At 29.9% G+C, this 14,678-nt stretch carries 16 protein-coding genes; 2 read left to right on the top strand and 14 right to left on the bottom strand.

Going from position 1 to position 14,678, the window contains the following annotated elements; all coding sequences use genetic code 11:
- Positions 1-149: 149 nt before the first annotated feature.
- Positions 150-677 (top strand): CDP-diacylglycerol--serine O-phosphatidyltransferase, encoded by a 528-nt coding sequence (pssA, locus tag KEC93_RS03100; RefSeq protein ID WP_011967920.1) that lies wholly within the window; start codon positions 150-152, stop codon positions 675-677.
- A gap of 68 nt (positions 678-745) precedes the next feature.
- On the opposite strand, the gene KEC93_RS03095 is transcribed toward pssA, so the two are convergent.
- The 14 genes from KEC93_RS03095 to KEC93_RS03030 form a co-directional block, all read right to left on the bottom strand.
- The gene (locus tag KEC93_RS03095; protein ID WP_011967919.1) at positions 746-1,090 is read right to left on the bottom strand and encodes a hypothetical protein; all 345 of its coding nucleotides are present in this window, start codon (positions 1,088-1,090) and stop codon (positions 746-748) included.
- A gap of 85 nt (positions 1,091-1,175) precedes the next feature.
- Complete coding sequence (locus tag KEC93_RS03090) at positions 1,176-1,532, bottom strand: hypothetical protein (RefSeq protein ID WP_077867740.1); 357 nt, start codon at positions 1,530-1,532, stop codon at positions 1,176-1,178.
- 11 nt (positions 1,533-1,543) lie between these two features.
- The gene (locus KEC93_RS03085) at positions 1,544-2,086 is read right to left on the bottom strand and encodes a rubrerythrin family protein (protein WP_011967917.1); all 543 of its coding nucleotides are present in this window, start codon (positions 2,084-2,086) and stop codon (positions 1,544-1,546) included.
- 150 nt (positions 2,087-2,236) lie between these two features.
- Entirely contained in the window at positions 2,237-3,607 is a 1,371-nt protein-coding gene (locus KEC93_RS03080; protein WP_077867739.1) for a SpoVR family protein, read from the bottom strand.
- A gap of 4 nt (positions 3,608-3,611) precedes the next feature.
- Entirely contained in the window at positions 3,612-4,784 is a 1,173-nt protein-coding gene (gene yhbH / locus KEC93_RS03075) for a sporulation protein YhbH (protein ID WP_011967915.1), read from the bottom strand.
- 8 nt (positions 4,785-4,792) lie between these two features.
- Positions 4,793-6,715: a PrkA family serine protein kinase gene (locus KEC93_RS03070; RefSeq protein ID WP_023973680.1), complete on the bottom strand. Its 1,923-nt coding sequence runs from the start codon at positions 6,713-6,715 to the stop codon at positions 4,793-4,795.
- 460 nt (positions 6,716-7,175) lie between these two features.
- Positions 7,176-7,313, bottom strand: coding sequence for a CPC_1213 family protein (locus KEC93_RS03065; RefSeq protein ID WP_017212516.1), 138 nt, complete (start codon positions 7,311-7,313; stop codon positions 7,176-7,178).
- Between the two features lie 86 nt (positions 7,314-7,399).
- On the bottom strand, positions 7,400-7,825 hold the full coding sequence (locus tag KEC93_RS03060; RefSeq protein ID WP_039770298.1) for a hypothetical protein: 426 nt from the start codon (positions 7,823-7,825) through the stop codon (positions 7,400-7,402).
- 154 nt (positions 7,826-7,979) lie between these two features.
- Positions 7,980-8,126, bottom strand: coding sequence for a hypothetical protein (locus KEC93_RS03055; protein ID WP_167514405.1), 147 nt, complete (start codon positions 8,124-8,126; stop codon positions 7,980-7,982).
- A 114-nt stretch (positions 8,127-8,240) separates the two neighbouring features.
- The gene (gene namA, locus KEC93_RS03050) at positions 8,241-9,281 is read right to left on the bottom strand and encodes an NADPH dehydrogenase NamA (RefSeq protein WP_039770299.1); all 1,041 of its coding nucleotides are present in this window, start codon (positions 9,279-9,281) and stop codon (positions 8,241-8,243) included.
- Positions 9,282-9,397: 116 nt separating this feature from the next.
- Positions 9,398-10,144, bottom strand: coding sequence for a nickel pincer cofactor biosynthesis protein LarB (larB, locus tag KEC93_RS03045; protein WP_023973683.1), 747 nt, complete (start codon positions 10,142-10,144; stop codon positions 9,398-9,400).
- 84 nt (positions 10,145-10,228) lie between these two features.
- On the bottom strand, positions 10,229-11,038 hold the full coding sequence (gene larE / locus KEC93_RS03040) for an ATP-dependent sacrificial sulfur transferase LarE (RefSeq protein ID WP_023973684.1): 810 nt from the start codon (positions 11,036-11,038) through the stop codon (positions 10,229-10,231).
- A 55-nt stretch (positions 11,039-11,093) separates the two neighbouring features.
- Positions 11,094-12,500, bottom strand: coding sequence for a nickel pincer cofactor biosynthesis protein LarC (gene larC, locus KEC93_RS03035; RefSeq protein ID WP_077867738.1), 1,407 nt, complete (start codon positions 12,498-12,500; stop codon positions 11,094-11,096).
- A gap of 184 nt (positions 12,501-12,684) precedes the next feature.
- Positions 12,685-13,842, bottom strand: a complete 1,158-nt coding sequence (locus KEC93_RS03030; protein ID WP_077867737.1) for an aldo/keto reductase — start codon at positions 13,840-13,842, stop codon at positions 12,685-12,687.
- 308 nt (positions 13,843-14,150) lie between these two features.
- Here KEC93_RS03030 and KEC93_RS03025 point away from each other — a divergent pair, with 308 nt between their 5' ends.
- Complete coding sequence (locus KEC93_RS03025; protein ID WP_011967905.1) at positions 14,151-14,519, top strand: MerR family transcriptional regulator; 369 nt, start codon at positions 14,151-14,153, stop codon at positions 14,517-14,519.
- The last annotated feature ends 159 nt before the right edge of the window (positions 14,520-14,678 follow it).

Raw genomic sequence — 14,678 nt, 5'->3', positions numbered from 1 at the left:
TAGAGTTTATTATATCATTTTACTTACTTAATGTCGATACTAGATAATCTTAATAAAAACTTAAAGTTAATTTTGCACCTTATATTATTTTCATTTATGTGCTATAATAACTCTTTGTAAGTATTTTTTATAATTTTAGGAGTGATTTTATGAGGAAAAGTTGTATTCCTAATGTATTTACCTTTATTAATTTATCTTGTGGAATTATATCTATATTATCAGTAATGAATGAAAAGTATGCAATATCAGGTGCATTTATTTTATTAGCAGGATTGGTAGATAGATATGATGGAAGAATAGCTCGTTTTTTAAACGTTTCTAGTGAATTAGGTAAAGAATTAGATTCTTTAGCAGATTTGGTTTCATTTGGAGTAGCACCATCTATATTAGTATATATATTATTTAATCTTGAATCTTTTGGCCCTAAAGGATTATTTGGATTTATAGTTTTATTACTATTTCCAATTTGTGGTGCCTATAGATTAGCTAGATTTAATACTACTGATTTTGACGGCGCTTTTACTGGTATACCAATAACAATAGCAGGTTGCTTTATGGCATTCTTTTCATTAATTATATTTAATTTTAATATTACACCATCGATTTATCTTGTCGTTCTTTTGATGATCCTTGGTTCATACTTAATGGTAAGTAAAATTAAATTAAAGAAATTTTAATTATAATTCATAATAAAAAACTCTATCCTAAAGTTTCAAGATAGAGTTTTTTTGTTTAGTTTTCATCATTATTCTTCTCTTTCTGAGTTTTGAAAATTCAATTCATTATCTATTTCAGTAAATATCTTATCTTTCTCTGTACTTACTGTAATATATTCATTTTTAATCTTGCAATACTTTAGATAAGAACCTTCGCATCGTTCTAAAGTACTTATCAACTTATCTATTAATTCACCTACATTTTCAACTCTCTCTAGTGCTTTCTTAACTTCACTTTTCTCTGCTAAATTTACACCGTATAGTTCTGATGCTCCAGCAATTAATAGTCTATAAACATCCACATAATTCTTTAATAATACACTTAAATTATCGATATCTTCATATTGTTTTTTAGCTAAATCATTAAATCTCATAATTAATCCTTTACAAAAAATTAATACTATCTAAATAAAATATTTGTAGTTAATCCCTAATAAGTGACTAACTACAAATAATACATTACATTCTTAATGTTTCACCATCAGCATATTCATTATCTATATCGTTAAATATATTGTTAGAGCTATAATGTTCTTCTTCACTTTCAACTATATCATCAAACTTATATTTTTCATGGCAAGGTTTTTGAAGCAAATCTTCATCTAAATCTAAAAACATCATTCCTTTGTTTGAAATATCTTCATCATGGTACGTGCTCATCTGAAACATTTTATTTTCTTGCGGCTTTTCACTAAGAGTCATACTTTCATCAATCTGAAAATACTTAAACTCCAAACTTCTGTTAATAGGCTTCTCTTTCAAACCCTCTACATAAACCACAGGAACCACAAATTCTTCAGGATATTCATAAATCATATGTTTTCCCCCTACTTACAATCCTCATTACATAATCTTCTAAAATATGCTCTTGGATATCTACATAATGGGCATTTCATAGGTGCTTCCTTACCTTCGTATATATAACCACAATTTAGACATATCCATTCTTCTTCTCTATCTGATTTAAACATCTTACCTTCTTTGAGTTTTTTAGCTAAATCTAAAAATCTCTCCTTATGATGTTCTTCAACTTCTTGAAGTTCTTTATAAAAATCTGCAATATCATCAAAACCTTCTTCTCTAGCAATTTCTTCAAATTCTTTATAAATTACCTTACTTTCTTCAGATTCGCTAAGTGCAGATTCTATCAAATTATTTTTTGTATTATTAATCCTATCTAAATATCTTCTAAATACTTCTCTTGCATGCGCTTTTTCATTACCTGCAGTTGCTTCAAATACCTCTGCAACATAGAGGAAACCATCATCCCTAGCTTTCTCAGCATAAAAAGTATATTTATTTCTAGCTCTAGACTCTCCTGCAAATGTTTTAAATAAATTTCTTTCAGTTTGACTACCTTTTAAGTTCATCTTTGTCTCCCAAAATATTACTTTCTCTCATATATAAACTATTCATTTTTATACTTTTGGTTACCTCATAAGTTAACTCATAATGATGAAACATGCTTATTAGCTTAAATCATAAAATATTGTTTATTACTTTTTTATAATTCCGATCTTTTAGGATACAATTATCTTCTTTTCCTGATTACAAGTTAAGATTACTTCTTGCTTATCGCTTGATTTAGTAATTAGCCTAACATCATGCCCCCATAATTCTTGAACGTACTTCAACGTTTCCTTTGCATAAGAAAGCTCAAGTGGTCTTCCGTCGAAAACATTTTCTAGGGTCAATGTATAATTCTTCTTATTCAAATCAACAACTCTAATATATGGTATATTCCCCATACCAGCAGTATAACTTAAAGTATCTCTAATAGTTTTCCAGCCAGTTTCATCTGAAATTTCTTCAATGACAACATCAAAAGTTCTTTGATTATATTGAAATAAATTTAATTCTTCGCACAATTCTTTAGTTAAATAACGTCGTAAAAATGAAGAATCTCTTTCAATTTCTCTTACTTCAAATATTTTTTCCTTTCCGTATCTTTTTTCAATATCTTCAAATACTTTGAAACCAACATAATAAGGATTTAACCCGCCTATAGCAGGAGCTATTACATCATTATGCCTTTTCAAGAACTCTAAATGTAGTTCTTGTGGCAATTCTAATTGTTTTAAAATATTATAGTGTGTATAGCTTGCCCATCCTTCATTCATAATTTTAGTTTCAATTTGAGGAATAAAATATTCTGTTTCTCTCTTAACAATTCTTAATACTGTTTTCTGCCATTCTTGTAACTGACCATAATTTATTATAAATCCCATGAGATCATCAACAGGTTCCAATGGAATCTTATCTAAATCTGGTAAACTAATTTCTTCATAAGGATCTAAAATATCTCTATTTTCTTTTTTGCGTTCATAATCTTTTAAAATATTTTCTTTAATCTCATTGTTAGTCAGTTCCTTAACTCCAACAGTTCTTTTAGATTGATACCTTATCGCATGACCTGCATCTAGTATTCTTTCAACTTCCGAGTATCCAATACTTGGATCATCAATATAATTTCTTATTATTTTGGCATCTAAATTAAACATTTCTAAAGTATATTTAGCATTAGTTCCTTCTTTAAATAATCTGTTATTTCTGAAGAAGTCATTATGCCCATATACATGGGCCATTGTTAATATCTGTAACAATAACGTATTATCCTTCATTAAATATGCTAAACAAGGATCTGAATTAATAACCATTTCATAAGGAAGGCCAGTAAGATTTAAAGAATAAAGTGTTTTACTTTTCTCATAAGATTTACCAAAACTCCAATGTGGATATCTTGAAGGCATTCCAACATAAGCTTCATATCCAATCATCTCATTAAAGCCTATAATTTCAAATTCTTGAGGATAACATTCTAGCCCATATTCCTTAACCTTTTTCTCTATTTTCTCATTCCACTTTTCAATATCACTAAAGCTATATTCCAATTTCTTATTCCTCCTTTAACTCCTTCCTAAGCATAATCTTAAGTGCATCCCATAAGTCCTTCTTTTCTTTTATAATTACAGGAACAAATTTTTCATTAGTGATCTCTTTTTTGAACTTATGATACATTGTAGTGGTATATGTGGATGGTAAAAGTTCTGCATAGCCGAACATATTGCTAACCTCACATATATCTTTTACCGCTGCAACTGCTTTTTCATTATCTTCAGACCAGTTATCTCCATCACTTGCGTATATGCTATATATATTCCATGCTGCCGGAGGATACTTCTCTTCAATCACCTTTAATGCCTCATTAATGCCACTAGATATATAAGTACCACCAGATTCAGACTTATGGAAGAATTCGAATTCATCTACTCTCTTTGCAACTGTAGTATGATATATAAATTCAAATGCTATATTGTTATATTTTCTTTTTAGAAAAGTTGCCAACACGAAAAAATAAGATCTTGCTAAATATTTTTTAGTCACATCCATAGAACCAGAAGCATCCATGATAAATAGCATTACTGCATTGCTATCTTTTTTAGGTTTTAATTTAACCCTATAGTACCTAAGATCCTCCTCTCTAAAAGGAAATCTTTCTAACTCTTCATCACTTTCTAATTCCTTTAAAGCTCTCTTCTTTCCCTGTTTTCTTGCTATCTTTGACATAACTGTTTTCTTTTTTGCAAGTCTTGGTCTTATTCCATGAGTTTGATATCCTCTCTTCTTGCCGCTAGTTTCAGTAACTATTTCTGAATATTTTTTTTGATCCAAATTAGGTAGGTTAAGATCTTCAGATATATAGTCCATTAGCTCCTCGAGAGTGATTTCTGTTTCATATATATCATCACCCTCTTCATTTCCAGCTCCCTGGTTTCCTTTGGCCAATTTCTTATTTCCATTCCCTAATTTTTCTCCCCTTTTTTCGTTACCTACTCCACTAGCCACTCCCTTAGAGTTCTTTCCATAGACGAATTGGTATTCCTTAATTCCTTTAATTGGTATCTTAAATTTTTTGTTTTTACTCTCTCCAACTATACTCTCTTCTGATAATATATCTCCCAAATTTTCTTTTATTGATTTTTCTACAAGTTGCCTATGCCTTCTTCTATCTTCTATGGATCTGTCGTGATCAATTTGATTGTTAGTGTAATCTCTAAATATTGCCATAAGCTAATCTAATCCCTCCATAAGTTATTAGCTGCATATTTTAAGATTACGTCACAACAATGAAGACAATATCCGTTTCTTTTCATTTCTTCAACCATAGAATCATATTTCTCTGCTTGTTCCTTATCCCTAACCTTTGATTTAGTTATGATTCTTGATAAATCTTTAACTGAAGCTGTTAATTTCTTTTCTATTGCTTCCTTCAAAGGTTCATAAGAAGTATAATCTAATTTTCCGCCTTTCCTAACTATATAGAACATATATGAAGTCACATCTGATCTAAAGCCTTTAGCTGATGCGGCATATACACCTATTTGCTCTTCTATGCTTCTCATAAATTCTTCATCTGGATTAAGTTCTTCACCAGTTGAAACATCTTTTATCTTAGTCTTATTTACATATGCCTCAGCATTATCTATATAATTGTTAAATAAACTCTCAGCTTGTTCTCTAAATGAGTGAATAAATGCCTTTGTAATTTCTCTTTCAAGAATTTTATTATATTCTTTTCTTATATTATCCTGAATAAAGCCTAAATACTTCTTTTTATCATCTGCTGCAATATCTAGTTCTCTAACAGATTTTATTATACTTTCCATTATACTAAGTGGATTTATGCAATCATATCCTGACTCAGCAAGTGCATTATCTATTGCTTTTATGATAAATCTTGTACTTATTCCCTTCATGCCCTCATATTGACCGGCTTCTTCTCTAAGTTCTCCAATATCGATCTTCTTTGTAGTTCCTTTTTCAACAATCTCTTCTCCATTGTAGATCTTAAGTTTTGTCACCGCGTCTACTTTAGCTGAAGGTGTTAACCTTGAAAGTATTGCAAACATCGCTGCGATTTCAATAGTATGTGGCGCTATATGCGCTTTAAAATTGCTCTTCTTTAATATTTTTTCATATATCTTAACTTCTTCGTCTAGTTCTAAGCAATATGGAACTTCAACCTTTACAATTCTATCTAAAATTGCTTCATTTGTATGGTCTGATTTAAATTTATTCCATTCTGCCTCATTTGAGTGAGCAACTATGACTCCATCAAAGTAAATCATTGAACCCTTACCTGGAGATGGTACTGATTTTTCTTGGGTTGCAGTAATTATTGTATGAAGATATTCAACATCATTCTTAAATACCTCTATAAATTCTACTAGTCCACGGTTACCGACATTAAATGCTCCATTTAGAGAAAAAATTCTTGGATCATCTTCAGAGTACATATCCATCTTAGAAATATCAATTGATCCTGTTAGTATTGATGTATCTTGATTATTAGGATCAACAGGTGGAACTACTCCAATTCCTTTTCTTGATCTAATAGAAAATCCTGTTCTTTCAACCGGAAAATCTTCATAAACTCCCTTAAGTTCATTAACAAGTTTATACCTGCATACTGGGCATAAATCTCCTTCGATTTGTACTCCTAACATTTCCTCAAATTTTGGTCTTAAATGCTTTGGAATTAAATGAAGAGGTTCTTCATGCATTGGGCATCCCTTTAATGAATAAACTGGTTCACAACTTTCTAAAGCTGATTTTAAACTCTCAACTATTGAAGATTTACCTGCTCCTACTGGACCAACAAGATATAATACTTGCCTTGATTCTTCACCTTTCATGGCTGCTGATTTAAAATAACTTGCAAGTTTCATTATAACTTTATCAATTCCGTAAAAATCATTTTTAAAAAAGCCATATTTTCTTATTAAATCATTTCCATAAATTTTTCTTACTCGAGGGTTTTCTTCACCTTTTAACTCCTCTACGCCTTTGCTCATAATCATCTCATAGATTCTTTTATGCGCAAGATTAACAACTTCTGGATTCTCCTTAACAATATCTAAATATTCTAGAAAACTTCCTTCAAACTTTTGGGTGTTAGACTTTTCTCTATCTGTTTCTATAAATTCTTTAAAGTTCATACTCATAAACACTCCTCCTCCTTTATAACTAAAATATATTCAATTAAACAAAGACATTATGACTACTTTTTTCAAATACTTACTGTTTAATTCCTATTAAATAAAAACCTAAACAATAACCATACAAATTTATCACTAAGTGAGTGTTATTTCATAACTTTATTAAATAACATCCATATAATAATTTTGTTTTTCCCTGTAGCCTGTCTAATATATAGATATTTTGATATTTCTAATTAATAACTAATTATTAAATAAATTAATAATATTTCAAATTTATACCTTAAAACATTAAATTCTTTTGCACTAAAAAAGGAATATTTTAAGTTTTTTATACTCAAAATATTCCTTCTTTAACTATTAAATTGTTTGCTCTATTATACAATTCACATTTCAGAAATCATTCTGAAATATAACTATATAATATATACAATCGCGCCTATGTTTAATTTCTATTTTATTAGTCAAAAGTTCTTGGAGTAAATTCAGAATCTTTCGCTTTTGGCTCACCAAAAACTGATTTTACGCTTTCTGCTTGTGGATTATGATTTAAAGTCTTATGTTTGCTTGTATGTTTCTTTTTCATACTGTTGTCCATTTATATCACTCTCCTCTTCCTATTGACTCTTTAATATTATGTGTATTTTAGACTGTTTTATGCTGGCTAATGTTGTATATATATATTTAGTTTTCTATAAGTTCTTTTATATCATCAACTGACGCACCTATTGTAAATATTATATTTTCATCAATTCTTAATTTACTTTCATTTTCGTTAATTTTTATTTTGTTGACAGTTAAGTTATTCGGACGTAATTCTTTGTATCTAGTACTTGATATATCTATATCAAACTTTTTATCTTTAGCGCCTGTAATTTTTATTACAGATCCATGCTCATTACCATCACGCTCTACACTTATATCTATAATGTTGTCTTTTCCATTGCAGCCACAGTTTGAATTATTTGGATACTTTAAAACATTAGCATTACCAGTTATTGTAGCCCATCCACCACTCAAGGCTAATTTCACTAATATGTTCAAATCATATTTATCCTCTATTTTCTTTAAAAGTTTTCCTAATTCAAATATTGTTAAATCTAGTTTCATTCTATAGTCTCCTTTGCTTATGTAATATACCATCTATTATAATTGCTTTTATAAAAAATTAATAATTTAATTTCCCTCTATCTATATACTTGTTAATATAAAATATAAAGGATATATCAAACAGATAAAAACATTTTGATATATCCTCTTTATATTATAGGTGATCCTTTTCTTTATGTGGAGACGCACCTATCTTTTTTCCATCAATAATGCCTAAATCCGCATTATTTTTAGGATCTATTTTTCTACGTTCAGCATTAGATTTAGGTCTATCTTTTATTCTGTTTTTGTTATTATCCATATGTATCACCTCATTATTATGGTGTACATTTAAATTCATTTTATACTGCTGGCTTTAAAATTAAAATTTATTCAAATAATTATTAATAAAATTAACTATTGCCAATTAATATGGTTATCTATTATTCCTGAACTTACCTCTTTCATATTGCTCAGGCCATTTTACCTCACCATCTAATTTTGAATCAGCTTCAAGCGGCCAGTATGGTTTTCTTAAAAGAATTCTTCCTAAGAAAACCATATCTGCTCTATCATTTTGAATTATTTCCTCTGCCATATAAGGCGATATAATAAGTCCTCCAGCCATTACAGGAAGTCCTGTATTTTCTTTTATTATCTCTGCAAGTTTTATCTGATATCCTTCATATACCTTAATTGGAACAGGAGTTGGTGCAACGCCACCTGAGCTTACATTAATTATATCAATTCCTTCTTCTTTAACCAAATTTATTATTTTAGCCAAATCCTCTGGATGATTTCCTTCATTTAAATAATCTTCAGCACTTATCCTAAGTATTATTGGTTTTTCCTTTGTCCACACTTCTCTAACCGCTTTTACTACTTCTTTTAGAAATCGCGCTCTATTTTCTAAGTTTCCTCCATATTCATCATTTCTTTTGTTGGTAAGAGGAGATAAAAATTGATTTATTAAGTATCCGTGAGCACCGTGGATCTCTATAATATCATATCCTATTTCAATACACCTTTTAGCAGCACTTTTAAAGGCATTTATTACTTCATTTATATTCTCTTTACTCATTTCCTTTGGAACTTTATATTCACTACTAAATGCTTCAGCACTAGGTCCTATAATCTCAAGATTCTTTATTTCACACTTTCTACCTGCATGACCAAGTTGAATTCCCATAACCGCACCTAGGCTTTTACATGTATCAACTATCTTCTTTAAGCCATCTATTTGTGAATCATTCCATATTCCTAAATCTTTATCGCTTATTCTTCCTCTACTTTCAACTCCAGTTGCTTCTTGGATTATAAGTCCTACTCCGCCTAAAGCTCTTGTAGCATAATGTATTTTATGCCACTCAGTGGCTATTCCATCTTCTTTAGCTGTATACATACACATAGGCGCCATAACAACTCTATTTTTAAATTCTAAATTTTTGAGTTTAAAATTTGAAAAAAGTTTTGACATATAATTCTCCTCCCTTGTGTTTTTATATTTATGATGTTAATTCTATTCTTTCCTAATTAAACAATTGGATACTGAATTTTAAATATTAATTACCCATATAAAATCATTGTAAAAAACTACAGCTTATTAATAATACTAGCATTATATGCCGCCCCGAAACCATTATCTATATTAACTACGCTAACACCGCTAGCACAGCTATTCAACATAGATAATAAGGCTGCAATTCCTCCGAAATTAGCACCATATCCAACACTTGTTGGCACTGCTATTACTGGCTTATCTACAAGTCCTCCTACAACACTTGCTAAGGCACCTTCCATTCCGGCAATTACTATAACAACTTTTGCGCCCCTAATAACATCCAATTTTGAAAAAAGTCTGTGTATCCCTGCAACTCCAACATCAGTTATTTTTTCAACTCTATTGCCTAATATACTAGCTGTTTCAAATGCCTCCTCCACAACAGGCAAATCAGAAGTACCTGCTGCAACAATTGCTATATAATTCTCCGTAAGAGGTTGTTCATTTTTCCTAATAGTTATTGTTCTGCCAAGTTTATTATATTTTGCTTCTTTACATATTTCTTTAACTGCATTGTACATTTCCTCATTGGCTCTCGTTCCTAATATATTATTGTTTTTTGTAAGCATAAATTTTACAATATCTCTAACCTGCTCTACAGTCTTACCTTCGCAGTATATTACTTCTGGATAGCCAACTCTAATTTCTCTATGATTATCTATCTTCGCGAAACCCAAATCTTTAAAAGGTAGATCTTCTAACTTTTCAAGTGCCTCATCTACATTCAACTTGTTATCTTTAACACTTTCTAACAATTCTTTAATTTCTTCTTTGTTCATTAGCTTTATCCTCCTAAGATTTTCTCTGCTAACTTCTTACACCGCTTTAATTAATCTTCAAAATATTCTTATTTATTTTTGATTCTATTCTTTTTTCACTATAGTTTCATTAAAACTTCCTACTCTATAACCTTGTAAGTCTAATGTCACATATTTAAATCCGCATTCTTTTATTTTTTCAGCAATAGTATCTAAAAGCTCTTCATTAAATAATTTACTTCTATCATCCCTACTTACTTCAACTCTCGCTAAGTCACCGTGGCATCTTACCCTAACAGCTCTAAAACCTATACTCATCATATACTTTTCTGCATTTTCAATCTTTTCAAAATCTTCTACTTTCAGTTCATTTCCATAAGGTATCCTTGTCAAAAGGCAAGCATAAGGCGGCTTATCCCAAGTGTTAAGTCCCAATTCTTTAGAGAATGCTCTTATTTCTGCTTTAGTTAATTTACACTCTAATAGCGGGCTTTTTACTTCTAGTTCTTTTAACGCTTTAAGACCTGGTCTATAATCACTTATGTCATCAAAATTTGTCCCATCAATTACACAATTATAACCTTGTTCTTTTGCTACATTTAATATCATAGTGAATACAGCTGTTTTACAAAGATAACATCTATCCTCTGGATTAAATTTAATTGAATCAATAATTGGAGCCTCAATAATTTCATGTTGAACTCCCAATTCCCTTACCAATTCTCTAGCCTCTGCTATTTCCCACTTAGGAATGTAAGGTGATAAAATCGTTACTGCCTTTACATTGTCTCCAAGAGCTTCTTTGGCTACTCTAAGTAAGAATGTGCTATCTACTCCCCCTGAGAATGCTAAAACTACTTTTCCTAATCCTTTAAGGTATTTCACTAGTTCACTATATTTATCATTATTAATCATCTATCTATTCCGCCTCTCACCTATACATTTTTATTTTCTCAATTTGATTGTAGAATTACTCATTATAAATATTCGAAGTTTGCTTATAAACTTCCCTATACACCTTTTCCATAGTTATGTTATTCTCTTTTGCAATCTTTTTACATTCCTCATATTCCGGCTTATATTTAACTAAGTTACCTTTATAATATGATTTCTTGATTGTTACTTCTCCATACTGAGTTTCTACCTTTGAAAACTCTCTATTTAACATTATTTTTTCAACTTTATATTTTCTTACGCCTATAGATGTCGTCTCTTCAAAAACTATGTCCAAAATATCTTTTTCTATTTTTTCACTAATTAATACACTTAACTTTATTCCTGGTCTTCCTTTTTTCATGAATATAGGAGTTTTAAAAACATCTAATGCTCCTGCATCAAAAAGCTTTTCTTCAATATATCCATAAAATTCTGGGTTCATATCATCTATATTAGTTTCTAATATATACTGTTCTTCTATCTTCTCTAAACTATTGTCTTCTCCTAAGTAAACTCTCAAAACATTAGGTATATCTAGATCTCTATGTCCAATTCCATATCCAATTTTCTTTATAGAGAAATCTATTTTCGAAGTAAATTCTTGAACATTTTCAGCTAGTATCGCAGCTCCTGTAGGCGTAGTTGTTTCAAATTGAACCACCCCAACATTTATTGGAATGCCTTTTAATATTTCTACGGTCGCAGGTGCTGGAACTGGCATGAGACCATGAGCACATTTTACGAATCCGCCACCAACTTGAACATGAGATGCCATAATCTTATCAACTTTTAAATAATCTAAACAAATAGCAGCTCCTACTATATCAACAATTGAATCAATGGCGCCTACTTCATGAAAGTGTACTTCATATAATGTTTTGCCATGTACCTTTGCTTCTGCTTCTGCTACTCTCATAAACATATTTAAACTTAAATTCTTAACTTTTTCACTTAAGTCACTAGAATTTATTATATTCTCTATATCTTTTAAGTTTCTATGATGATGCTCGTGATTTCCTGAATGGCTATGAACATGAGCTTGTTCGTGATTATGTGAACAATCATGTTCATGGCTATGTGGATGATTGTGTTCATGATTATGTGAAGCATCTTCACCATGAGAATGATTATGATGATCGTGCTCTTGATCATGTACGTGAGAGTGACTGTGATCTTCTATAATATCAGTACTACAACGCTCAAAATCTTTATATCCTATGTTATCTACATTATTTGCTTCATCTTTTAATATAACATCTACTCTTGTTCCTGTTATTCCAAGTTTCTCAGAACTGTTAATTTGTATCTCATATTCAGAATTTAAATTAAGCTTTGAAATTTCTTTAAATAAATATTCTTTAGGAACTCCTAAGTTCAACATCGCTGCTAGATTCATATCTCCACTTATACCGCAAAAACAATCGTAATATAATATTCTCATTTAGCTCACTCCTTAACTCATTTGTATGATTTTAATAAATTTATTTTTGTCTATATAATGTTGTATCTTCTTAATTATCGAAAAAATACTCTTTTGAATTATATAAATTTTTTTCTTCTTTATGGAATGTAATCATCTTTTTTCAACTGTCTAGAAACTATTTTGTGAATTGTAATATTTTACTTTATGCAAATATTGTTTTAACATTTTTTAATTCTTGACGAATCTTGATTGCTTGAGGACAATGGCTTTCACACTTACCGCATTCAACACATTTATCTGCTCTTTCTGATGGTGCTACTCCATTATATCTTTCCTTAAGTTCTTTTTCTGTTGCTGGAGTAACGAATATATTATACTCATTATATAATGTAAAATTCTTAGGAATATTTACGCCTGCTGGACATGGCATGCAATACTCGCAAGCTGTACAATTAACTTTTATTCTTTCTTTAAATGCTTTTTTAACATTATCCATTATTTCTAGCTCTTTTTCTGTTAGTGAATTTGGTAAAGCTTCACCTGCAACTCTAATATTTTCAGTAACATTATCCATTACATTCATACCACTTAGTACTACAGATACCTCTGGATGATTCCATACCCATCTTAGTGCCCATTCGGCTGGAGATCTCTTAATTTCTGCTTTATCAAATGTATCAGTAACTACATCCGGAAGATTTCTAACTATTTTTCCACCTCTAAGCGGCTCCATGATAACAACTCCAAGACCTCTATCTGCTGCATATTTTAAGCCTTCAGTTCCGGCTTGGAAGTCTTCATCTAAATAGTTATATTGGATTTGACAGAATGACCAATCATAATAATCCACTATCTCTTTAAAAACTTCTAACTTATCATGAAATGAAAATCCTGCATATCTTATTCTTCCATCTTTAATTGCTGAGTTTAAAAATTCATCTATTCCTAACTTCTTTAAATTTTCCCAGGAACCTTTATTTAAAGCATGAACTAAATAGAAATCTATTCTATCTGTTTGCAATCGCTCTAATTGTTCATTTAAATATTTATCCATATCCTCTCTAGTCTTAATTGCCCAACTAGGAAGTTTTGTAGCTAAATTCACCTTTTCTCTATATCCGTCTTTTAAGGCTCTACCTACAAATGGTTCACTTTCCCCTCCAGTTCCCATTCCTGTCCCATGATAAGGGTATGCAGTATCAATATAATTAACTCCTTCATCAATTGCGTGGCGAATCATTTTTGTAGCTTTTTCTTCGTCAATTTTAGTAGTATCTCCATTAATAATAGGTAACCTCATACAACCAAATCCTAGAACCGAAACCTTTTCATTTGTCTTTCCAAACCCTCTATATAACAAAGTAATTCCTCCTTAAAATAGATAATTTATATGATAAATTGTTCTATATATATTTTACATCTTATAGTTAACTCTAAGTCAACATATTTTGGAAAAATAAACCCTAAAATGAAAAGTTAATTTCGTTATTACAGTACTAAAGTCATTGTTCTAAAATTAAAAAGTAATTTTTTATTTATAATACCATATTCATCATTTATAACTTTTCATTTTAGAAATAATTTTTTGATGCAATTTTACAAATGCTTACTCTTAGAGTATACTCTAAGTTATAAAATACATCATGCAGTTTAAAGGAGGGTAATACTATGGGATACAGTATTGCTGAAGTTGCTGAAAAAACACATTTAAGTCCACACACTCTTAGATATTATGAAAAAGAAGGATTACTTCCATTTGTGGATCGCAGTGAGTCAGGCAACAGGGATTTTAAAGAAAAAGATTTAGAATTGCTTGAACTTATTTGTTGTTTAAAAAATACAGGTATGCCTATAAAGCAAATCAAAGAATATATCCAGTTATGCCTTAAAGGTGATAATACTATTGATGTTCGTAGAGAAATATTTATAAAACACCGTGAAGAAGTTATTAGCCAAATAGCTGAATTACAAAGAAATCTCGATAAAATTAATTACAAAATTAATTTTTATAATTGCGCCTGCAAAAAGACTGTATAACTGAGATAATACAGAACTTTATATAATAATTAATCCAAATAAAGGATACTCATTGTTAATCTTACCAAGATTAACAATGAGTATCCTTTATTTAGACTTTTTCATAAATTACAAATGAATAAATTAATATTTTATTCAAAAAATTCATCTAGTTTTTTA

Source organism: Clostridium beijerinckii, from assembly GCF_018223745.1.
Lineage (GTDB): Bacteria > Bacillota > Clostridia > Clostridiales > Clostridiaceae > Clostridium > Clostridium beijerinckii.
The sequence above is the reverse complement of the archived record's forward strand: the minus strand, read 5'-3'. Positions and strand labels throughout refer to the sequence as shown.